We start from the raw sequence: 20,432 nt of genomic DNA on the forward strand, positions 1-20,432 counted from the left end.
CCGCCGTTCATAGATGGGCACCGAAGTGACTGGATTTGGTCGGCAGCCGTCGGTGGCGAATTTTGCATTCTGGTGGGAAGCGGACCGTCGCATGGCTGACCCCTCTAATGTAGGTTTGACGACCGCCCAAGTGGATGGCTATCCATCGCACTATGAGTTTCGAGGATTGGACATCGGCAGAAGCCGTCGTCCCTGGTCGGAGATGGGCAACTGGCGCGAAAGATCATTTTGGGCGCCGTTGGAGGGACCCTCCTGCTCTATTTGGCAAGCCTGACATGGTTGTACGTCAACCAGCGATCCTACATTTATCCTGGCGCAACTCATGCAGGCTCAAATGCGCTCGCCGATCCGGAAATGGTCAGCCTCAGGACGCCCGATGGGTTCGTTCTGCGTGCAATTTATCGGCCCGCTAGGGATGGGCAGCCGACGATCGTCTTTTTCCACGGTAACGGCGACACCAACGCGGGTAGCAGAGTAGCAACCCAAGCCTTCGCCCGAGCTGGATACGGCCTGCTCCTGCCGGAGTATCGAGGCTATGCCGGGAATCCCGGATCGCCCAGTGAGGAAGGATTGTACAACGACGGCAGAGCTGCACTTCAGTGGCTCATGAACCATGGCGTTCAGGGCCCGCAGATAGTCATTATGGGCAACTCGCTTGGATCGGGGGTCGCCACCGAAATGGCTATGGAGCACAGGGTCGCCGCCCTCATCCTTGTTTCCGGATTCACCAGCATGGTCGATGTGGTCCAATTGCAACTCCCATTCGTGCCTGCAGGCCTGCTTGTGCGCGACCGCTTCGATAACGAGCGGAAACTGGCGAGGATCGGCTGCCCGACGCTCATATTGCATGGGGGAATGGATACGCTCATTCCCGCGGCCCAAGGTGCTGCGCTGGCCGCGGCAAGCGGACACGCCCGCCTCGACATCTTTCCTGCCAAAGGGCATGAGCTGGCTTATACAGCCAGCTCGCAGGATCGAACGCTTGCTTGGCTGGCCAGCATTGCCAATTAGCGATCCGGCTTTGGCACGATAGCTCCACCAATTCACAAGTAAGCCGCGCGAAACGGCCCCGACGAAACGCTGCTACGACATTCTTCTGCCGGCCTAATGTCCGCCTTTGGGGCGGGAATCGCCAGTCTGGGATCACGAAAACAGGGCGCTGCGTTTTAGCGATGCTCATGGCCGCTTTCGGCCCGAACGGTCGTTCCCAGCCGCTGATGGGAACGGCTTGAGTTGGTCGGGACCCGCCAGTCCTACCTCCGCTCGACGTGCCGACCGCAGCCGCCAACATGGCGGACATTAACGGCTCCAGAGGTGCTGCATGTAAGTCTCCTTTGGTCCAGGTCGTGGCCACCCTTCCTGCCTGGACCAAATTCCACCCAAATCTGGAGGAAGCTGGCGGGCTTAGGCCACGGCAGTAGCCCTGCAAATTCGCCATTCTATATATGCAATTACAGATTAAATATGAAGAATATATGCAAAAACATATGAATCTTGAGGAAACTCCTAGAGCATGATATGCAAAACCATATATTTTTAGTCCGGTATATGCAAAAGCAGATAAATGAGAGCAGGAATTAACGAGATAGCCGCCAGCGTTCGTGCGGCACGGCAGGCAAAGGCAATGACCCAGAAGGAACTGGGGCAGCGCGTTGGCCTGCCTCAAAGCCATATCTCCAAGATAGAGAAAGGCGCAGTTGACCTCCAGCTCTCAAGCCTTGTCGAAATCGCGCGCGCGCTCGACCTTGAGGTCAAGCTTGTCCCCCGCAAGGCTTTGCCCGCTGTGGAGGGCGCTGTTCGCGCCCACGGCACGACTGTCGAAACCAGTCGGGCCCTGAACTTGCTCAACGAGCAAGCGCAGCTTGCCGAGCGCATCAAAGGTAGCTTTCCCGATCTTTCGCAGATCGAGGGCTTTCAGAACGCGATCCGGAACATTCTAAAGCTGCAATTCGATGCCGCTCAACTGAAGGCTCTGGACGAAGCTTTGCAACCTGCAAAGCGTCTCAAATCCCTGGTCGAAGCTCAGGGCGCTGCATCCAAGCTGGCCAAGCAGCTTGAGGAGGCGACTTCATCGCTTAGGCACTTCCGCAACATTCAGGTGCACACACCGCTCATAGAGACACGGCGTCAGCTTCCCGCCTATCGGCTGGAGGAGGATGACGAATGATTGACGCATCCGCTCTCGACATACTCCTGTATGACCGCCGCATCGGGACGCTTGCCCGTCTCGATGGGGATCGCAGCATCTTCACGTTTGACGAGGTTTACCTCGCAGATGAGGATCGTTCGACGCTCTCGCTCGCCTACCGCGACCCTTATGGCGGCATCGTCAACGCGCCGCGCGCTTACCAGACCAAGATAGAGCCGTTCTTCTCCAACCTCCTGCCCGAGGGTACGCTGCGCGATTATTTGGCGCGGCGCGCTGGGGTCAAAGCTATTCGCGAATACCCGCTGCTCGCCCAACTCGGCGGCGACTTGCCAGGAGCCGTCAAAGCCGTTCCCGTTGAGGCACGCGATGCCCCGCCCGAGGATTCCGAAAATGACGGTGTCGCAGGGCAGGCCAAGCATGCCCTGCGTTTCTCCCTTGCAGGCGTTCAGCTCAAATTCTCGGCCTTGAAGACCCGAGGCAAAAATGGTGGACTCACCATTCCGGTAAGCGGCACAGGCGGCGACTGGATCGTAAAACTCCCATCAGCCCGTCACCCCGACGTACCGGAAAACGAGTACGCCGCCATGAGCTTGGCCTCCAAGCTCGGGATCGATGTCCCTGGCATCGATCTCGTGCCGCTCGATACGATTGAAGGATTGCCCGACGGCATCACCCGATACGGGGCGTCAGCCTACGCCATACGCCGCTTCGATCGTAGCGAGGAAGGCGCAATTCACGTCGAGGACTTTGCCCAGGTCTATGGCGTGTACCCCGACGATAAGTATGAGAATGCCAGCTACCGCCAAATCTTGTCTGTGCTCGCCATCGAGACAGACGAGGCAAGCGCCGTCGAGTTTGTCCGCCGCCTCACCTATTCCGTGCTGATCGGCAATGGTGACATGCACCTGAAAAACTGGTCGCTGATCTATCCCGACAAGCGCCGACCAATCCTCGCCCCCGCTTACGACCTCCTATCGACGGTTGCCTATATCCCCGAGGAAGATTCCGCTCTCAAATTCCATCGCTCGCGCGAATGGGAGTCGTTCACCTACCGCGAACTGGAAACAATCGCGGATAAGGCGCGGTTGCCCTCACACCTTGTCGTCTCGACGGCGAAAGAGACCGTCGAGCAATTTGACGCGCTTTGGGATCAAGAAAAGGCGCATCTGCCCTTTTCGGGAGAAGTCGTGGCCGCAATCGACAAGCATCGAAAGCGCCTTGCGGTCTAGGTATTCACTCCCCCCGCGCCTAGCAAAGCTTGGCCAGGCCTCGGACAGCTGGCGCCCCGAACCCGGTCGTTCGCGCTCAATTTTGACGTGATCGATTCTTGATGGGGTGGACGCCCCCCGACGGCTCTATGTCCCAAAGTGGAGGTGTTGAAACACCACTTGAGGAGGAGTCCGTCGTCGCAGGTTACCACAATCGGTCTGGATATCGCCAAGAACGTTTTTCACGCACATGGCGCCGACGAGCGCGGCGCCATGGTTTTCAGCCGCAAGCTGACCAGGGCAAAGCTGCTCAATTTCTTCGCCGGCCAGCCAGCCTGTGTCGTGGCTCTCGAAGCCTGTGGCGGCGCACATCACTGCGCGCGCGAGTTGGAGACCATGGGCCACGAAGTTCGGCTGATCTCGCCCGCCTACGTCAAACCGTTTGTGAAGCGGAACAAGAACGATGCGATCGATGCAGAGGCGATCTGCGAAGCGGCGCAACGACCTGGCATGCGCTTCGTGGCGGTGAAGACCGAAGAGCAGCAGGCTGCAGGATTGGTGTTTCGCACACGGGACCTCGTTGTGCGTCAGCGCACCCAGTTGATCAACGCGATCCGCGGACATCTGGCAGAGTATGGCTGGGTGGCACCGCAGGGCACGGCAAACATGACGCTGCTGGCGTCACTCATCGACGAAGAGGAGATGGCCTCGACATTGCCGGCAGCGGCGCTGCCGATGTTCAAGCTCATGCTCGACTTGCTGGCCGAGTTGGACAATCGCGTCGCTACGCTCGACCGTGAAATCGCGCGGCGGGCAAAGGAGGATGAGGCAGCTCGCCGCCTGATGACCATTCCCGGCACTGGCCCCATCGCGGCCACTGCAATCCTGGCGCTTGCCCCGCCTGTCGAGACCTTCCGCAAGGGTCGCGACTTCGCCGCCTGGCTCGGCCTTACGCCGCGCCAGCACTCGCCGGTGGCAAACAGCGAATTGGCAGCATCGCAAGGATGGGCGAGCGCACAATCCGAAGGCTGCTGATCATTGGCGGTAGCTCGATGGTCCGCCAGGCGTCTCGCTTCGGGGCGCCCGCCGGTTCATGGCTGGAGAAAATGCTGGCGCGCAAGCCGCGCATGTTGGTCTCGGTGGCGCTCGCGAACCAAGTAGACCACGAAGGGAAGGGTACATTGCGTCGGCTGCACAACAGCCCTGTTCGCGGGGGCTGGCCGTCGCTGAGCACCAATTGACAACCTTTGCCAATCTTTGCTATTTTTTGGCCTTGGAGGTTGCCATGGCTACGATGAACATTTCACTGCCCGATCCGATGAAGCAATGGGTAGAAGCGCAAGCTGACACTGGTCGGTATAGCAATGCCAGCGACTATGTGCGCGATCTCATCCGTCGTGACCAGGAACGTGCTGACAAAGTCGCGGCCATGCAGCGCCTCGTCGATGAGGCCCGCGCCAGCGGTTTGAGCGACGAGACGATGGCGGACATCCGGACGCGAGCGATCAGCCAGGCTGACCTGCAAGCCTGACCGTGCCTCGCTTTCGCTTAACGCGCGCCGCCGCCGAAGATCTGACAGCCATCTTTCTCCAAGGCATCGAGCAGTTCGGACTGCCTCAGGCCGATACCTATCACGAAGGGCTGAGCGCGATCTTCGAGTTTCTTGCCGACTATCCCCAAGCTGCGCGATTGCGAGAGGAAATATCACCTCCTGTCCGCGTGCATCCCTACAAGGCGCATCTGGTGATTTATGATGTCGGAGATGAGGACAAGGTCATCATTCTGCGTGTCCGGCATGGTCGAGAAGATTGGATATCCTCGAATTACCACGGTTAGCCGTCGCAGGGTAAGCGCTGGCGGCCAATCCGAAGAGATCCCACCCGACTTGGCATTTCTCTGCCGACCAAACACGCCCTTCAGCAGTGGATCCTTGAAAGTCCGAAAATGCCGAAACTCGACATTGGCATATGCCAGCCCACCTTGGCAGCAGGCGCCTTGAACTCGGACATTCGATCATCAGTTTTTCGTGATCGATTCCTGCCCCTCGTTCAGCATGCTGTAGCAGTGGGGAAAAGACTTGGGTTGGGACTAACCGGCCATTCCCGCCTGACGAGTTCAACGGCAGGTTCATTGCCAAAACCCGCCACTCTGCCGTCTGCGCGCTGGGCACGAATTGCGACCGCTATTGGGCCGGTTGCTGAAAGGCAGGTTCTGGCTGGCAAAGGGCAAAAGCCGCAGGTCGGCTTTCGGGATGACCTTGCTAGGCCTGGCGTGACCGAATCTGGGTGGGAAATTGACCTCAAGAAACCGTACGAACTTCCACAATCCAATCGTGCAACTTTGCCAAATATGGTTGGCCGTGAACTTCCACGCCTTCGACTAGAGTCTTGCTCGCCCAAGTCGCATCACGTTGGAAATCCTCAGGCCGATAGGCCAGCGACATAATGAACCCGACCAATCGATGTATGAACTCACTCGAACGGTAGAGCCGCTCAGCACTTTCTGGTTGATCCCGATTATGGATTGTTTCCATGTGGATAGCGCGAGCCAGGACGGCGATTTTTGCTCGTACGGAGAGGGCTGCGAAAGCATCTTCGATTTCAGCGTTCATAGCCCTGACTGACGTTTTCAGCAGTAGGGGTCAATGTCCTGAATGATGTCGCTTTGAGAAATTCCGCCTCTGGCGAAAAAATCCGTTGAAGTTGCCCGGCAGGTTTCAAGACCGCGGTGGGTGCCTGATCACGGCCGGGAATGGGTGGAAGGCGAACCTTGTGGGCCTCGCACAGCTTCAACTTTTACCGGCTATACTGCCGTGGGGGACCACTGGCATTGACATGCAAGAGCTGCACCCCGAGGACACGAAACCATGAGGCTGACGAAGGCAATCATCTTGGGACTCGCGGCGATGGTCGCCATTCCTCCTGCCAACGCCTGCTCTGTGGTAGAAACCTACATCCGACCGTCCAATTTCGAACTTGTGCAAATTGCGGACGCCATCGTGGTCGCACGAGCCGAGACAGATGTTCAGAACGGCCCGGCAGACCCAGCAGTCGCCTTTCGCATTGAAGCAAGCCTGAAGGGCAACGCACCTGACAGAGTCGTCCTCCCCTTCGCATCTATCGGCAAACCCATCGCGAGCGATCTGTCCGACCTTTCGGGGGCCAACCCGGAAGGTGACATGGGTGCCTGCAACCGCATGACCTTTGCCCGGGACTCACGCTACCTGATGTTTCTGGAGCGTGGAGAAAATGGAGAATGGCGACAGCTTGGCTTCCCATTTTCCAGGATCAACGAAGATTACATCGGCGAGAACAATGCATGGATGCGCGCCGTCCGCCGCTATTTGCGTCTCCAGAGAAGCAGGCCTCCGATGGAGCAAATTGCGGCGCTAACACGGATGGCCGAAACGAGACTTGATGATGAGGGCCGCCCGTTGGCTGATGCCGAACGTGCGGACATCGCAAATCACCTACGCTCAATCTCGCCATGGAAGCCGACCGCTCACCTGCTGGATTTACATGCAAGGATCGAACGGGGCGAAACGAAAACTGTCTCGCCGCAAGACCCCCAAGAGGCCAGGCGACTCATTCTGGCCGCTCTCGCCGAAGGCGAACATCCCGACGCGTTGCCGCTGTTTGACTCGCTATCGGCGCGCACGGATTTGGACGTCGATCAACGCGGCCTCACGCTCCGGTATTTTGCGCGCAACGGACAATATTCCCGCGCTTACAAATGGATCGAAGAACGGTTGTTGCCTGAGCTAGGTCGCCTGCCGTCCGAAGATGCGGAACGTTTGCTGACGCATGTCGGCCATGCTCAGACGGGTGACGACTACGAAGATGGAAAGGAACGCTGGCGCCAAGACCCTCACGCAAAAGTGACGTGGCCCGAACTGGCCTTCGCAGTATACCGCTATGCCACCGCCACCGTCGGCATGGATAGAGTCGGCGGCTGGCTCACCGACCCGCTTTCAGACATTCCAGTCTCAGATTATCGCGCGCGACCCGAACTGACTATCGCTCTTGCTGAGGCTTTCGATGAAGGAGTCATGGGTTGGGCGGAAAACGAGCTGTCACGCCCTCAAGCATCGCAAGGTCCGGACCCGTCCGAGCTCAAACCACAGCAGCGCCACGACATGCTGCCGCTTCGCGTGTTTGCAAGCGCCTGGAGCGACAAGAGCATCTCAGCCTTGCGCCGCGCCTTTTGCGACGGTGGCGAGCGCCGGAAATTGGCGATTTCGGCGCTCGGGCAAGAAGGTGACGAACTCTACGAGGATTTGTTGGAAGAGATGGCGGGTGCATCCAACCTGTCCGAAGACGAGCGCGACTTGCTCCTTCGTGCGGCGATCGCCTTTCAAGCGCGCCACTTTAGAAGCGAGCCAGCTTGGATGGACGGCGGACCAAAGGGCTTGCTCGTGATCAGGCTGGCTCAGAGGGACTGGCCGAAGTCGAGTTCCATTTGCTCGTCGCGGAAATTGACGCCACGATAGAGCTGACCCCGATTGGGAAAATCTTAGAACGCGCTTTGGGAGTTTCAGCTTTCGGCGGCCGGGCGGGCTGAATCTGCCAGGCAACTTTCAAACGGGCGCCGCAGCCCAACCGATGGCTGGTGGTGGGCCGGTTGCCGATCGGCAGGTTTTGGCTGGCACGCGGCTAAAGCTGGAAGGTCGGCTGTCAGGCAGCCGCTGGATCCACATTTGCGGCTGGATCGGGGTGGTTTACTGCCATTGCTGCGACGGTGGACGGCATTATGATCTGCTCATGAGCACATTGGCTACCAGCGTTGGACTTGGCGGGGACGGTGACGAGATTGTCGCCATCGACGACGTTGAACGCGCCTTCGGGGTCAAGCTTGATAAGACCCACGCGGCACAATGGTACACCGCTGGCGACCTGTTCGCATCGCTCTGCCAAGCTCTGCCTGCCGACCATGCAGACAACGACCTATGGTCGCGCTTCACCAAGGTTTTGACAGACCAAACCGGCGTTGATCCTCAGGCTATTCAGAAGGAAAGTCCGTTGCTGTCGCAGTCACGGCTTTGGGTAAATGTCGCGAACGCGTCAGCAGTGGTGTGGATTGTCGTGGCCGGAGCGATGTTGGCCCTCCTAGGGCGGGCGCTGCTTTAGCACGACCATGCCCGCTTTGGCGTCGGTTGCTGATCGGCAGGTCTGGCTGGTACAGGGGCAAGCGGACAGGAGATTGCAGTGCCGATAAGTCCGCTGGGCATCGACGCGCTAAGCAGCTTGGCTGATGTATGATGATAGCTCGCCTTAGTTTAGGACCATTTTGAAGAAGATTGAGCCGTTAGCTTTCTGACCGCCCCACTCATTAAGGCCGAAGAAAACACCGGGACGCACTTCAACAAGGTTTGTCGGGCGGCTTGGCTCAACAACAGCAGGGCCGAACGAGAACAATGTGGTCATGACGCCCGTTTTGGTAAGCCTAAATACAGTGCCGCAGCTATCGCAACGGTTTGCGCCTCTGGAAATCGCTGTTCCATACAAATTACCGTCTTGGCTTACAAGAATAGAGGATGGGCCTGCGCCGTCATCAAAATTGCCTTTGGCAAATGCGTAGATTTGCCGGAATGCCCCTGCGGTAGTTACACTGAAGATTGTGCCGCAGCCAAACTGCCAAGCGCAGCTATCACCACCACCGCCACTTGGCGTCATCCCATAGATCACACCGTCGGAGCCCTTGATCAGTGATCGATTTGGCGAAAGGCCGTCGTTTGCAGTTTCACCGAAGTCGTGGACAATGCTTAGAGCGCCTTGAGGAGTAATCCGGAAAACAGTGCCGCCACCGCCCTCGGTGTTGCTTGTAAATTTACCGCCCAAATGCGTTATGCCATAAAAGTTGCCGTCGCCACCCTCCACAACAGTGCCCAGAGGCTCGTATCCGTCAACCTTCGAAGATCCGAAGGAATGCAGGACAGTTTGCTGCCCGGATGGAGTCATTTTAAAGAATGTGCCGCAATTGTTCCCGGACACAGGGATGATTTCGCATCGGAATTCACCGCCAGATGAAGTGGTTCCGTAAAAGTTCCCGTCTTTGCCCTGAACAATTCCGTTGGGAACGACACCGTCTTTCTCGGTCCTCCCCCAAGAGTAGATCACCTTGTATTCGCCAGAAAGTGTCACCCGGAAGAATACGCCCCCACCGCCAAACTTTCCGCCGTTTGTCGTAACCCCGTAAAGTGCACCATCCGATGCCTGCAACACCATGAGGGGAGTGTAACCGTCCTGCGGAATACTACCGAATGCGTAGAGAATCGACTCCTCCCCGCTGGGGGTGACTTTCCGAATGGCGCCACAACTGATCGGGCTCTCAGGACGACACGTGTTAGGCCCCCCTTGAACCATCACACCGTAGTAGTTTCCGTCCGATGCCTTGATCAGCTCTGCGGCCGGAGCGCCGTCTGGCATTCCTTCTGGCAATGTATAAAGAAACGAAACTGACGCAGCGGGGCCGGCGGTCGGAGTAGGACTTGGACTGGGCGAAGGGCTTGGAGAGGGGGTCGGCGTCGGAAGAGCCACTCCGCCACCCAGACGCGTCACCGCCGCCGCACCCTGACACTGTTAAACCGAGAGCGACGATTGTCGTATATGCGAGCTGATGAAGCTTTGAAATCATGGCATTTCACATAACGCGAAACGCTTGATAGCGAAAGCGGCGTCTCCACCATTTTAACGCAAGTGTCTTTTCCCTTCGCATCGAAAGAGTGCCGTAATCCTCGCGATCTATACCATTAGAAGTGCCCCATTCATCGACCAGCCGAGCTTCATGTCGCCTGCTGATTGATCGCTCATGACTGAACGGGCTAGAAGATCACAGCCGCGGTGCCTGCTGTCGATTGCGAAGTCGAACAATGCCTGATCCCGCAGCCGCTCTTCGCGATCAATAAAGAAACGGATCACCCAAAGATGCTTCTGGGTCAGGGGCCGTTTGGTGCCAACCGTCTTACCGGCATTCGAGATCACGCAGTCATGCTTGCCTGAACCAAGGTGCGAATAAATCATGATGCTTCTCCATGGCCGAAAGTGGCGATGAAGTAGAACGGGGAGGAGCTGCTCCGTGTGGCGCGAAAGCGGACCTTGCTTTCAGTCCTGCAATGGCCGGTTTTGGGAAACGCGGCGCAGGCCACCAATGACCGGGATTGGGGCGCTTTGCTGACCTTCTGCTTTCCCCTCAGCGATCGACCGCTTCCGGCTAAATACGACGTTCAATTCAGTCAATCTGAGGGTCTGGCTCTGGTCGGCAGCCGTCTTGACCGAACGCAGCGACCTGAAGCAGTTTACCGCAAATCGGACCCCCGGGCCTGTTGTTCAGCAACGTCCGACATTCCTGTCGTTGGTCGTTCATCGACCTCGTGGTTAGAAAACACCGCTTGTGCGGTCTTGGGTACCACTGCGGGCGATGCCGGCAGCTTCGGCCTGACGGCCGGGAGGGAAGGGGGGGTGGGAAGAGAGTGATCGAACAAGGGGTTCGGTCGCAATCGATCCACCTAGGAGAACGTCCATGAACATCGGTGAAATCCGCAAGAACGCCAACGGCCAGCTGATCGGCTCTGTCGAAACGCTCACCATCACCCGCACCATCGGCCTGCGGCCGGTGACCTCCAGCAACCCCCGCGCACCCCGCTACGAGATCGTCGCGCTCAACGACCAGCGCCGCTGGGTGATCGTCGGCGCGCTCTTCGAGCTATCCTCGAACTCGACCGGCGAGAGCTTCTACCAGGGCAAGATCGACGACCCGTCGATGGCGCAGCCGCTCTACATCGCCGCTTTCCCGCGCGAGGACGGCACCATGGCGATCGCCTGGCAGCGTCCGCGTCGCAGGAACAGCCAGCTCGGTTCGGCCGAATACGGCGAGAGCGACATGTTCCCGGCCGACGATGCCGGCGGCGACCTCGGCGCGGAGCAGGCCGGTGACGGGCGCAATGACGACGGTCTGGGCGACAGCACCGCGACCCCGCCTGCCAAGCGCGGCCGGGTGGGTGCCAAGGACGGCACCGAACACGATGGCGCGCTGCCGCCGCTCGTCGAGGCCTGATCGGCAAGTCCACCTCCAACCGGCGGGGACCCCAAGCGGGTCCCCGTCTCCGTGCAAAGGCCGCGGATGCCCCCCCCCGCGGTCTGAGGCGGAACGCCGGCACTGCCCCCCGCCCGGCGTTCCGCCTCTTCGCTTGCATGGGGATGTCCGGAGAACCAGAATGCTGACTGACAGTGAACGCTTCGCCTTCATCACCCGGCGTCACCACGCCTTTGCCAGCACCGGTAATGCCTACGATGCGGTCCAGTGCGACGAGGCCATCCATACCGGCGACACGCTGGTCGTGTTCACGGAGGAGGGTGGTCGGCGTCGCCAGCCCCAAGCCGTTTGCGGTGACGCAGGCGCACGGGCATCTCCATGCCCTGTCCGCGCCGCCCGAGGGCGAAACGCTAGCGGATCTCGCCCGCTCGATCCACATCAGCGCTGCGGACTTCGAACACGCCGCCGAGATCGCCCGGCGTTTCGGGTTTCCGCTCGACCGGCAGATCGAGGCGCTCTCACTCGCCCGGCGGGCTGAACTAGCGGGCCTCAGAGCGGCAGGATCGACTGTTGCGATGACGGCGCATTCGCGGGCGCGTCGACCGCGTCGGCAATCACGCGTGCGAGTTCGAGTGCGGCATCTTCGCGCAGCCAGTAGCTTGGGGCAGTGATGCCGACCCGCGCCCAGCCCGGGGCGTCCAGGATCGCATGAGCGACAGCAGACGTATCGATTTGTTCCATGTCGATATGAGAACATAGAAAGAACATGTTTGCAAGACGGCTGGCACCGCTGCCCGTTCCGATTGACAGGGCAGGGTGGTCCGCCGAGCATCCCCCCATGTGCAAGTTGTATCGCATGACCAGGGCCCCTGGGAAAATCGTCCGGCTGTTCGGTGCGCGCGGCGGCGCAGGCGCGAACTTCGCCGCCGAAGTCTATCCCGGCTATCCCGGCCGTCGCCGAGGGCCAGACGCGGGTAGCCCCAAGGGCTTTCCTCTCGTCCTCAAAGGCAAGCACGGTCAACCGCTGAAGCCAAAGCCCGTCAACAACGCGCGTGAGGACAAGCTCGGCACTTCGTTCTGGCGGCCAAGCTTCGAGCGCCGCCGCTGCCTGATCCCGGTGACCGCCTGGGCCGAGGCCGAGGGCATCAAGGGTCAGATGACCCGGACCGGGTACTCGCTGGCGGGCGAAGAGGTCTTTGCCGTCGCAGGGCTGTGGCGCCCGACCGAAGAGTGGGGCGCGGCCTATTCAATGGTGATGGTGGATGGCTGCCCGCAGATGGGCGACGTACACGACCGCATGCCCGTCGTCCTCGCCCGAGAAAACTGGGAGCAGTGGCTCGCGGGCACACCTGCTGAAGCCTTCGCGCTGTGCCAGACCTGCTCCAGCGCACTCGCCGTCGATCGCACAGCCGAACGCTGGGGGGCAGGGAGGCCCACAGCGACATCAGGCTGAGGGGAGGGGGGCTTCGCCGGTCGGATCAGACCCAAGCGAAAGGACCCAGGCCCATGGACGACCGAGCCCCCGTCCACATCACCATCGGCGGCGCATTGCCGCGCGAAAATCTTGCCCTCTTCGCCGCGCACGCGGCCGACTATGACCTGCGCACCGAGTGGGACGGCGAACCCTTCGATCCTGCGGCACTGCCCGGCGGCGAGCCGCTCGAGCTCTACGGCACCGAGCTCAATGGCGGACAGATTCCCGAGATCGACGCCTTCTGCGCCGAGCACGGCCTGCCGTTCCGCCGCTGGTCGGGCGGCTGCCTCGGTGCGTTCCTCCCCGAAATCGTCCTGTTCGATGGGCGAGGGCCGATGCGCGACTACACGGCAAGCGAAGACGAATTCGTTCTCTTCACCACGTCATGGATCAACAGCTTCACGCGGCTGCGCGATCTCAAACGCGAGATGGCCCGCGCCGAGATGACCATCCCGGCCTTCGAGGTGACCAGAGGTGCGAGCGATGACCGCAGCTGACGCAACCCTGCCGGCCGCCTCGCGCGAAGCCGTGCTCGCCCGCTTCCCGCTCTCGCGGGTGAGCGAGGCCTTCTTCGACGACATGCTCGGCGTCCTGCCCCCGGCGCACATCGCCGGCGTGCCAGGCTTCTTCGCCAGCGAGGCGGTGAGCGAGGACATCCACGCCCAGTTCGTTGCAGCCGGTGACCGCTTCTACGGGGGCTACGTCGGGCTCAAGGATCGTGCGGGTCTCATCACCCATGCCGCATCGCCGAGTTCGAGGCAGCGCATCCGGACGCATTGGAACTTGCCTGGTATCCCGACAGCTCACTGGGGGCTGCGTCATGAGCCGGCACCGGATTCTCGAACTCGGTGCCGGTCCCGCCGACGGCGAGGCCTCGGGCGGCACCGGCCAGGCGCTGCGCATCGCCGCCAGCCACGGCGTCTCCGTCTTCAAGCTCCAGCCGCCGCGAACACGCGCCCACGTCGAGCGCCACCCCGTTCTCTGATCCGTTCAATTCCGCGCCTGGTCGCCGTTCTATCCCTTGCCTTGGCAACGGGACGCGTCGGCGCGCGGCAACACGAAAGCCCTAGCCATGTCCTCGATCAAGCTCACCCTCGAACTTGCCTGCACCAGCGAGGAAGCCGCGCGCTTTGCCGCGGTCGAACTGTTCCTCGCCGAGGTGGGCGAGGACGCCGAGGCCGAGCCCCCGGCCGAACTCGACGCCATCTTCGGCGCTCGGTCACGCGAGACGATCCTTGGCCTTGCCGGGCACCCGCAGCCGCTCGGGATTACCTTCCGATATGGCCAGGACCGAGGCGTGATGACGCTCGCTGCGGCGGGCGGCACACCCAACCTCGCCGCGCTGCCCGTGCTGCTGCTGTGGCTCTATCCCGACAAGCTGCCCATCGCCTACTCGGTCCACGTGACCGAGCGGCCCGAGTTGCCGGTCTGGACCATCGTCGGCCTCAATTGCATCGAGATCACCCAGCACGAGCGCGAAGTCGCGGCGCGGCTCGAAGCTTTGCGGGCGGACCACGACACGCCCCGGCGTCTCGATCTGCTGCCGACGAAGCCGCTGCCCGGCACAGGCGACTGGGCCCGCTCAGGCCGCCTGTTGCCCGTCCCAGCTTCGCCGCGGCGCCCGGCTGACGCGGGCCGGGAGCGGCTCGCCTTCCTTCCACAGCAGGTGCGCTACGCCTTGCCCGGCGAGCAGCGCTTCCAGCGGCTCTGCGACCTCATTGTCGCGGTCGTGGATGTGGATGGCGATCGCTTCCTCGCCGGTGTCCTTGAGCACCAGGCTGGCGATCGGAGTGTCGGCATCGAGATTGACGCGCAGGCCCTTCACGAACCGCCGCTTTTCCGCGACTGCCTTTCCGACGAGATAGCGTTCGTCGCTGGTCTCATAGGGCAGCCATTCCGCCGTCACCGGCATGAGCGCGACCTCGATGAGATCGAAGGTGCCCTCGCGGCGCCGCGCGAACGAGCCGGCAAGAACCAGGTGGCCGCTTTTGCCGTTCGGACTGTCCTGCGCCTGCCACAACGCGAGTTCGCCCGCGAACCGCTTGTGGAAGCGCCGCGCCATGTCCTGGTCCATCACGAACGGCATGTCGCCGACATGGCGCAGGACGATCTTTTCCGCGCCGTGCGCGGCCACGATCTCCTTGATCTCGCCCACCACCACCATCATTTCATCGCGTGAGGCATAGACCCGGGCAAGCGCCGCGCGGCGGCGGACCCGGATTTCCTCTTTCTCCTCGACTTTGAAGCTCTCGGGCACGAATAGGACGTGGGGCAGGGCTTCCTGCTTGGCGCGGCAGCTGGCCGCCGCCTCGAGCAGCGCGCGGCGCACCACGAACCAGGTCCGCTTGCCCGCCATCTTCGGATGCCAGTGGGTGAGTTCGGCACGGTCCCAGAGGACGTGCAGCAGCCCGCGCATCGAGAGCTTCTGACCTGTTGATTTCACCGTCGGCTTGTCGTTGGTCAGCGCCGCGGGCGCGAGCCGGGCGGCCCCGCGCGAAAGCGGGAAGCCGAGCTTCAAGCTGGTCTCGCCGCTTGTCTCATCGTCACGCACGGCGCTGCCACGTACCTGGCCCATGCCGGTGAGGTAATCGGGCGCATCGTAGTGATCGCAGGCGGTCGCATGGCGCGCGCCCGAGCCCGGCCAGCGCGCGAGCACGTAGCCATTCTGCCGGTGCGAAATGTAGAGGGGGAGTTCGCTTCCCTTGCGGCATTCGCAATGGACCGGGCTTTTGCGCTCGTAGGCTTCGCGCAGCACGTGCTGAAGTTCATCGCCTTCGACCACGCTGCGGCCGAGCACACGGTATCGCTGGATCATTGGGGTATCTCCAATTTCTCGCGATCGACGCTGCCCGTTCGACCTCTCGCGCATCTCCTTCGTTTTACGCGGCCCCGGGTGGGCTCGCGTGAGTCAGTCTATGCTGGCCTTAAGGGCGCGGCAAGGCTTGCTATGCACGGGGGTGGTGTGTGGAAAACCGCGCTCCGGCTTGGCTTGCACGGTCCGCGCTGGCATCACTGCGCGATGACGGCATCCGACTAGCAATTTCCTTGTTCGATCTCGATCTCGACCCGGTGGTCGAAGACCGCAAGAGCGCCACTACGCCTGCCGGGCGCTTCAGCAATTTCATCGTCTATGTCGACGAAAGCGGCGATCACGGCATGCAGACCGTCGATCCCAACTATCCGCTGTTCGTCCTCGCATTCTGCGTTTTCTACACGAAGCACTACAGCGAGAAGGTTGTCCCGGCGCTCGAGAAGTTCAAATTCACCCACTTCGGCCACGACATCGTGATCCTGCATGAGCGGGAAATCCGCAAGGAAACGGGTCCCTTCAAGTTCGCCAACGAGGCCGAGAAGCTGGGGTTCATCGATGGTCTCAGCGGCATCGTCGACAAGTCCAACTTCATCCTGATCAGCTGCGTGATCGACAAGCACCGGCTCGGCGCGCGCGATGTCGAGCGAGACAACCCCTACCATCTGGCGCTCGGGTTCTGCCTTGAGACACTCTACGAGTTTCTCATCGAGAAGAACCAGGACGCCAAGAAGACCCACGTGGTCTTCGAGTGCCGCGGCAAGAAGGAAGACAAGGACCTCGAACTGGAATTCCGCAGGATCTGCGACGGCGAGAACAAGCTTGGGGCACCGCTGCCGTTCGAGATTGTCTTTGCCGACAAGAAGGCGAACTCATCCGGGCTGCAACTGGCCGATCTGGTGGCGCGGCCGATCGGCATGAGCGTGCTGCGGCCGAGCCAGGACAATCGCGCGTTCGATGTCCTGACCCGCAAGTTCTATTGCGACGGCGGGCGCGAAAATGTCGGCAGCGGTTATGAGAACTGGGGGCTCAAGGTTTCCCGCCCCAAGTAAGCGAAAGCCCCGATGAAACTCACCGAGGCTATGACGCCGACCGGGAACCCCCAGTCCACTTGTGCCCCCTATATGCGCACTCCCGGCCAATTGACAAACGGAACATTGTGCCAATCCGGCCGAGCCGAAGCCAGGCGATGGGCCGCGAAAGAGTTGGGCGCGTGATGGACGACCTGTTTGCCCCCGCGTGGCCTCGTCGGAAGAACACTGGTTCGTGCCGATCTCGTCCCGCTCTGCGGCGGTCCGGCTCAGGTGGTCGTCGACTGCGATCTCGAGGAAGCCGACCTTTCCGGGCTCGATCTCACCCGCTCGCGCTTTGAACGCTGCAACCTGCGGCACAGCGATCTTGCGGGGGCAAAGCTTGAAGGTACGGTCTGGCAAGGTTGCCGGGGACCGTTCGCCAATTTCTCGGGCGCGAACCTCAGCGAGGCCAAATTCATTGGCGGCGACTGGAACAATTGCGCGATGCGCCGGGCCAGCCTGACCTCGACCCGCTTCACCGGCTCCAAGCTCACCGGCGCCGATTTTACCGAAGCGCGCGCCATGCACGTCCATTTCGAGGAAGTGCTGCTGGTCTCTGCCAAGCTGCCGGGCTTCTCGATTCGCAAGGAAACTCTGCGCCGGGTCGATCTGTCGGGTGCGGATGTGCGCAAGGGCGATTTTCGCATGACGGTGTTCGAGGACTGCTCGCTGCGCGAGGCGCTGGTCGCCGGATGGCGCTTCGAGGGCTCAGACCTGCGCGGTGCCGACCTCGGCGGGCTACGCCTGGTCGATGCGGGGCTGTTTCGCGGGGCGACCATCTCGCGCGAGCAGGCCGGGCAATTGCTGGGCGAATTGGGGCTCAATGTCCGGTAGGTCGCAGGGCCGGGCGGCTAACCGGTCCTGAAGTGCGTCCTGTTCCAGGCTTTCGGTCACGCCTTCGGCAAGACCGAGGCAAAGCGCGGCTTCCTCGCGGGAGAGCGTGACCTCTTCAGCCGCTAAGACACTCAGCTTCGCGCGCAGCACCTCAGTCATCGCGCGCGCCACCTGCAGGGCGCTTGGCATCATCTGAGGATCAGCCATGGTCCGGGATCCTTTCCCTTCGATGGCTCTGCTTGCGGCAGCGGGGCCAGAGCGGCCGGGTTGAAGTGCGTTCATACCGGTTTTTGCGGGAGTCTGGCGAGGCGGGGAGGGAAGGGGCACCCGGCGCCCGCGTCCCCACGCGGGCGCCGCGGCGACCCGCTCTACTCGCTAGGGCGGAGCGTCGGCGCTTTCGCACCGCCGCCCACCCAAGCTCGCCGGCATGGATGCCGGCCCTTCGGGTGACGATCGGGGCCAGTGGAGGAAGCGGCGAGGCTGGTTGGCGCGGGCGGAAGAGGGCGCTAGGCTCTACCCATGCCGATCGCTCTTGCTGCCGCCGCCCTTTGCATGTCGCCTTCGGTTCACGACGGCGACACGATCCGCTGCGGCCGCGAGCGTGTCCGCATCGCCAATATCGATGCACCCGAACTGCCCGATAGTCGCAAGTGCCAGGACCGGAGACGGTCCTACGCCTGGTGTGACTTTGCCGCAGGCGAAGCCTCGCGGGTTGCCCTGACGCGGCTGCTGTCGCGCGGACAGGTGACGATCACGCGACTTGGCACCGCCCCCTATGGACGGACGCTCGCCTCGGTCTCGGTGAACGGCGTGGATGCCGGCGACTATCTGGTCGCGCAAGGCCTTGTGAGGCCTTGGCGCTGAGCGTCCCCATCGAGGGCAGGCGACCCATGCTCGCCTGCGGCCGCCTTCTTGCGCATCTGACAAATAGCCTTGCCGTAGCGCATGGCACTGGACGGGAGGGGCTGGGCCCGGCCCCGTGTGACCGTGCGTCACTGACCAGTATGGAGCGGGGGCCGAGGAAGGCAATGCCCGCTGCGCGGGCGCTGGCGGGTGGGAGCAGGTCCTGCCGAAATGGCCGAGGCTGACGGATCTGATCTTTGCGGGGATCCGCTGAGCCTGACCTGACGAAACCGCCCTTCGTTTGCCGATGAACCCTGCAGGGCCAGTCCCTGGCTGCAACCCAAAAGCAGCGGACCGTGAAGCCCTTCGGGCTTGCCGCACCACTCCTCGCTTTTGGGTTTCCCTCACATGCGTTCGGTGCGGGCCCGGGCCTTTGGCCCTGCCTGTGATGTTCATCGGCGGGCGGTTCCGCCGAGTTCAAGCCACGGAGATACCCCATGAAGAACCTCGTCATCCTGATCGGCCGCATCGCCGCTGCTCCCGAAACCCGCCACGCCGGCGAGACCGCAATCACCTCGTTCACCCTCGTCACCGATCGCCCCAAGCTGGTCGACGGCAAGACGGTCAAGAACGAGGCGGGCTACGCCGAGACTCTCGCCGAATTCCACCGCGTCACTGCTTTCAACGGCCTCGGCACCTCGGTCGCCAAGCACAAGAAGAAGGGCGACCTGGTCGAGGTGCAGGGCCGCCTCCACTACTCGAAGTGGACCGACCGGGAGGGCGTCGAACGCTACGCGGTCGAGATCGTCGCCGAGGAAGTCCTTTTCCTGTGACACCGAGCCCGGGAGGCGGTAGCGCCGCCTCCCATTGGGACCATCCGGACCGGCCCCCGATTGCTCATGAAGACGATGTCCAGAAGGAGCGGCGGTTGCGAAAAGGCAACACTCCGCGTTCTTTTCGCACTTGCAGCATGTAGGGGGCTGGCCCCTATGTGGCATGCCTTTCAGGCATCCTCTCCCAAAACTTTCCAAGGGGCTGGCTCACGCCGGCCCTATTTTTTTGCCTGTCGGGTCGGGGCTTGTGCCCCTTGCGGGGCATGACATCTGTGACACTTTGCCCTCGGGCAGAGTGTCATGTTGCGCTGCGCCCGTGACATGCGCGGAGGGCGGGTCATCGATTATGCCTGCACGATGGCGGAAGTAGTCGCGGAGAGAGGGCAGCGCACGTGTGGCAGGGCAAACCAGATGGCGTCTCCGGGCGAAGTGTCACGGGCGACAAATGACAGGGCAGGGCACAAAGGGGATTCACAGGATTCACCTTTTGTGCTCAATACTGATTGATGGAACGAGCCCCTGAAATCACTGGCGTCGGTGGGATCTACGCGGTCCTGGTCGAAGCCTCGAACCGCCCGCGCTATGCGTTTCTCGTCCTTCAACTGGTAGCCGAAATTGCCGACGGGCGAGGGCAGGCCGGACCCTTCGTCGCGCAGGGCGGCGTGCCGGTGCTCCTGCGCGAATGGCTCTGCTCTCAGCTTCTGCCGATGAGCGAACAGCCCGCTCGTCGTGCGGCGATGCGTGCGCGCGTTGCCGCTGCGCTGAAGGACGAACTGACCGGTGACGCTGTTCGCGATGCCGCGCACATCGAAGCGGCGGTGGAAGAGCAGGTCCAGGCCGTGGGCCGCGCCAATGTCAGCCGCGCGATTTCCGATCTGGTCCGCGCCGGGCTGATGACCCGGCACTATGCGGGCTACGCCACCAACCACAAGAACCGCGGCGGCGGACGTCACGCGGTTTATGTGGTCAAGCCAGGCGTCCTTGCGCTGCTGCGCAAACCTGCGCCGCCGCAGCGACAACGTCCAGGTCCTGCCAATCCCCAAGGCGAACTCTTTGCGGCCTGATCTATCCATGGTCGCTCCCGGCTATCCCGCCATGCAGAAAAGCTCGCGGCGAGGATCGGGCTTTGGCCCTACGCCCGGCCATAGGCCGAAGGTCCGAGCTCCGCGGTTATGGCT

21 protein-coding genes and 2 pseudogenes are annotated in these 20,432 nt (G+C 61.8%); 16 read left to right on the forward strand and 7 right to left on the reverse strand.

The genetic code is table 11. The features are described 5' to 3' along the window. Window positions 1-228 precede the first annotated feature (228 nt). The 6 genes and pseudogenes from IM701_RS18840 to IM701_RS18865 all read left to right on the forward strand — a co-directional run bounded on the left by IM701_RS18840 (window position 229) and on the right by IM701_RS18865 (window position 5,193). Window positions 229-1,011 carry an alpha/beta hydrolase gene (locus tag IM701_RS18840; protein ID WP_193829003.1) on the forward strand — a complete coding sequence of 261 codons (783 nt, stop codon included), beginning with the start codon at window positions 229-231 and terminating at the stop codon, window positions 1,009-1,011. Between the two features lie 613 nt (window positions 1,012-1,624). Continuing rightward, a complete protein-coding gene (locus tag IM701_RS18845) occupies window positions 1,625-2,167 on the forward strand; it encodes a helix-turn-helix domain-containing protein (protein ID WP_230487957.1) in 543 nt (180 codons plus the stop codon). Then, entirely contained in the window at window positions 2,164-3,378 is a 1,215-nt protein-coding gene (locus IM701_RS18850; RefSeq protein ID WP_039338718.1) for a type II toxin-antitoxin system HipA family toxin, read from the forward strand. The genes IM701_RS18845 and IM701_RS18850 overlap by 4 nt, the downstream gene beginning before the upstream one ends. Window positions 3,379-3,537: 159 nt before the next feature. Then, window positions 3,538-4,598 (forward strand): annotated as a pseudogene (locus IM701_RS18855) (IS110 family transposase). A gap of 44 nt (window positions 4,599-4,642) precedes the next feature. Further along, window positions 4,643-4,888: a type II toxin-antitoxin system ParD family antitoxin gene (locus IM701_RS18860; protein WP_039338749.1), complete on the forward strand. Its 246-nt coding sequence runs from the start codon at window positions 4,643-4,645 to the stop codon at window positions 4,886-4,888. A 2-nt stretch (window positions 4,889-4,890) separates the two neighbouring features. Further along, window positions 4,891-5,193 (forward strand): type II toxin-antitoxin system RelE/ParE family toxin, encoded by a 303-nt coding sequence (locus IM701_RS18865; protein ID WP_039338748.1) that lies wholly within the window; start codon window positions 4,891-4,893, stop codon window positions 5,191-5,193. Between the two features lie 463 nt (window positions 5,194-5,656). Here the strand turns inward: IM701_RS18865 and IM701_RS18870 are convergent, their stop codons facing one another. Further along, window positions 5,657-5,968, reverse strand: coding sequence for a hypothetical protein (locus IM701_RS18870; RefSeq protein WP_193829004.1), 312 nt, complete (start codon window positions 5,966-5,968; stop codon window positions 5,657-5,659). 255 nt (window positions 5,969-6,223) lie between these two features. Here IM701_RS18870 and IM701_RS18875 point away from each other — a divergent pair, with 255 nt between their 5' ends. Both IM701_RS18875 and IM701_RS18880 read left to right on the forward strand, forming a co-directional pair. After that, window positions 6,224-7,846: a hypothetical protein gene (locus tag IM701_RS18875; RefSeq protein ID WP_193829005.1), complete on the forward strand. Its 1,623-nt coding sequence runs from the start codon at window positions 6,224-6,226 to the stop codon at window positions 7,844-7,846. Window positions 7,847-7,958: 112 nt separating this feature from the next. Further along, window positions 7,959-8,483 (forward strand): hypothetical protein, encoded by a 525-nt coding sequence (locus IM701_RS18880; RefSeq protein ID WP_193829006.1) that lies wholly within the window; start codon window positions 7,959-7,961, stop codon window positions 8,481-8,483. 144 nt (window positions 8,484-8,627) lie between these two features. Here IM701_RS18880 and IM701_RS18885 read toward each other — a convergent pair whose 3' ends face one another. Both IM701_RS18885 and IM701_RS18890 read right to left on the reverse strand, forming a co-directional pair. Beyond that, window positions 8,628-9,782: a choice-of-anchor tandem repeat GloVer-containing protein gene (locus tag IM701_RS18885; RefSeq protein ID WP_193829007.1), complete on the reverse strand. Its 1,155-nt coding sequence runs from the start codon at window positions 9,780-9,782 to the stop codon at window positions 8,628-8,630. A gap of 315 nt (window positions 9,783-10,097) precedes the next feature. Beyond that, window positions 10,098-10,376 (reverse strand): hypothetical protein, encoded by a 279-nt coding sequence (locus IM701_RS18890; protein WP_370584387.1) that lies wholly within the window; start codon window positions 10,374-10,376, stop codon window positions 10,098-10,100. Between the two features lie 499 nt (window positions 10,377-10,875). Here IM701_RS18890 and IM701_RS18895 point away from each other — a divergent pair, with 499 nt between their 5' ends. After that, on the forward strand, window positions 10,876-11,409 hold the full coding sequence (locus IM701_RS18895; protein WP_039338701.1) for a DUF736 domain-containing protein: 534 nt from the start codon (window positions 10,876-10,878) through the stop codon (window positions 11,407-11,409). A gap of 528 nt (window positions 11,410-11,937) precedes the next feature. Here IM701_RS18895 and IM701_RS18900 read toward each other — a convergent pair. Continuing rightward, window positions 11,938-12,129: a DUF6771 family protein gene (locus IM701_RS18900; RefSeq protein WP_039338703.1), complete on the reverse strand. Its 192-nt coding sequence runs from the start codon at window positions 12,127-12,129 to the stop codon at window positions 11,938-11,940. Window positions 12,130-12,226: 97 nt separating this feature from the next. Here IM701_RS18900 and IM701_RS18905 point away from each other — a divergent pair, with 97 nt between their 5' ends. Next, window positions 12,227-12,841: an SOS response-associated peptidase gene (locus tag IM701_RS18905; RefSeq protein WP_039338704.1), complete on the forward strand. Its 615-nt coding sequence runs from the start codon at window positions 12,227-12,229 to the stop codon at window positions 12,839-12,841. A gap of 53 nt (window positions 12,842-12,894) precedes the next feature. Then, complete coding sequence (locus tag IM701_RS18910; RefSeq protein ID WP_039338706.1) at window positions 12,895-13,359, forward strand: hypothetical protein; 465 nt, start codon at window positions 12,895-12,897, stop codon at window positions 13,357-13,359. Window positions 13,360-13,592: 233 nt separating this feature from the next. Here the strand turns inward: IM701_RS18910 and IM701_RS18915 are convergent, their stop codons facing one another. The 3 genes from IM701_RS18915 to IM701_RS18925 form a co-directional block, all read right to left on the reverse strand. Then, window positions 13,593-13,856: a hypothetical protein gene (locus IM701_RS18915; RefSeq protein ID WP_156135954.1), complete on the reverse strand. Its 264-nt coding sequence runs from the start codon at window positions 13,854-13,856 to the stop codon at window positions 13,593-13,595. 225 nt (window positions 13,857-14,081) lie between these two features. Continuing rightward, complete coding sequence (locus tag IM701_RS18920) at window positions 14,082-14,378, reverse strand: hypothetical protein (protein ID WP_193828877.1); 297 nt, start codon at window positions 14,376-14,378, stop codon at window positions 14,082-14,084. A gap of 66 nt (window positions 14,379-14,444) precedes the next feature. Further along, window positions 14,445-15,677: a DUF1173 domain-containing protein gene (locus IM701_RS18925; protein WP_062345128.1), complete on the reverse strand. Its 1,233-nt coding sequence runs from the start codon at window positions 15,675-15,677 to the stop codon at window positions 14,445-14,447. A 230-nt stretch (window positions 15,678-15,907) separates the two neighbouring features. On the opposite strand from IM701_RS18925, the gene IM701_RS18930 reads away from it, so the two are divergent. The 5 genes and pseudogenes from IM701_RS18930 to IM701_RS18950 all read left to right on the forward strand — a co-directional run bounded on the left by IM701_RS18930 (window position 15,908) and on the right by IM701_RS18950 (window position 20,318). Beyond that, window positions 15,908-16,723, forward strand: coding sequence for a DUF3800 domain-containing protein (locus IM701_RS18930; protein WP_230487937.1), 816 nt, complete (start codon window positions 15,908-15,910; stop codon window positions 16,721-16,723). 164 nt (window positions 16,724-16,887) lie between these two features. Beyond that, window positions 16,888-17,578: pseudogene (locus IM701_RS18935) on the forward strand (pentapeptide repeat-containing protein). A gap of 519 nt (window positions 17,579-18,097) precedes the next feature. After that, window positions 18,098-18,442, forward strand: a complete 345-nt coding sequence (locus IM701_RS18940) for a thermonuclease family protein (protein WP_193828878.1) — start codon at window positions 18,098-18,100, stop codon at window positions 18,440-18,442. 476 nt (window positions 18,443-18,918) lie between these two features. After that, a complete protein-coding gene (locus IM701_RS18945) occupies window positions 18,919-19,254 on the forward strand; it encodes a single-stranded DNA-binding protein (protein WP_039336867.1) in 336 nt (111 codons plus the stop codon). Between the two features lie 506 nt (window positions 19,255-19,760). Next, window positions 19,761-20,318 carry a hypothetical protein gene (locus IM701_RS18950; RefSeq protein WP_193828879.1) on the forward strand — a complete coding sequence of 186 codons (558 nt, stop codon included), beginning with the start codon at window positions 19,761-19,763 and terminating at the stop codon, window positions 20,316-20,318. Window positions 20,319-20,432 lie beyond the last annotated feature (114 nt).

It is taken from the genome of Novosphingobium sp. ES2-1 (genome assembly GCF_015169775.1).
In the GTDB taxonomy this organism is placed as follows: Bacteria; Pseudomonadota; Alphaproteobacteria; order Sphingomonadales; family Sphingomonadaceae; genus Novosphingobium; species Novosphingobium subterraneum.

Excerpts from the sequence above, each read along its gene's own strand:
- IM701_RS18895 (WP_039338701.1), top strand. The coding sequence starts at position 10,876 with ATGAACATCGGTGAAATCCGCAAGAACGCCAACGGCCAGCTGATCGGC.
- IM701_RS18950 (WP_193828879.1), top strand. The coding sequence starts at position 19,761 with ATGGAACGAGCCCCTGAAATCACTGGCGTCGGTGGGATCTACGCGGTC.
- IM701_RS18905 (WP_039338704.1), top strand. The coding sequence starts at position 12,227 with ATGTGCAAGTTGTATCGCATGACCAGGGCCCCTGGGAAAATCGTCCGG.
- IM701_RS18875 (WP_193829005.1), top strand. The coding sequence starts at position 6,224 with ATGAGGCTGACGAAGGCAATCATCTTGGGACTCGCGGCGATGGTCGCC.
- IM701_RS18890 (WP_370584387.1), bottom strand. The coding sequence starts at position 10,376 with ATGATTTATTCGCACCTTGGTTCAGGCAAGCATGACTGCGTGATCTCG.
- IM701_RS18880 (WP_193829006.1), top strand. The coding sequence starts at position 7,959 with ATGGCTGGTGGTGGGCCGGTTGCCGATCGGCAGGTTTTGGCTGGCACG.
- IM701_RS18860 (WP_039338749.1), top strand. The coding sequence starts at position 4,643 with ATGGCTACGATGAACATTTCACTGCCCGATCCGATGAAGCAATGGGTA.
- IM701_RS18925 (WP_062345128.1), bottom strand. The coding sequence starts at position 15,677 with ATGATCCAGCGATACCGTGTGCTCGGCCGCAGCGTGGTCGAAGGCGAT.
- IM701_RS18885 (WP_193829007.1), bottom strand. The coding sequence starts at position 9,782 with ATGCCAGACGGCGCTCCGGCCGCAGAGCTGATCAAGGCATCGGACGGA.
- IM701_RS18945 (WP_039336867.1), top strand. The coding sequence starts at position 18,919 with ATGAAGAACCTCGTCATCCTGATCGGCCGCATCGCCGCTGCTCCCGAA.
- IM701_RS18845 (WP_230487957.1), top strand. The coding sequence starts at position 1,625 with ATGACCCAGAAGGAACTGGGGCAGCGCGTTGGCCTGCCTCAAAGCCAT.
- IM701_RS18900 (WP_039338703.1), bottom strand. The coding sequence starts at position 12,129 with ATGGAACAAATCGATACGTCTGCTGTCGCTCATGCGATCCTGGACGCC.
- IM701_RS18940 (WP_193828878.1), top strand. The coding sequence starts at position 18,098 with ATGCCGATCGCTCTTGCTGCCGCCGCCCTTTGCATGTCGCCTTCGGTT.
- IM701_RS18850 (WP_039338718.1), top strand. The coding sequence starts at position 2,164 with ATGATTGACGCATCCGCTCTCGACATACTCCTGTATGACCGCCGCATC.
- IM701_RS18910 (WP_039338706.1), top strand. The coding sequence starts at position 12,895 with ATGGACGACCGAGCCCCCGTCCACATCACCATCGGCGGCGCATTGCCG.
- IM701_RS18870 (WP_193829004.1), bottom strand. The coding sequence starts at position 5,968 with ATGAACGCTGAAATCGAAGATGCTTTCGCAGCCCTCTCCGTACGAGCA.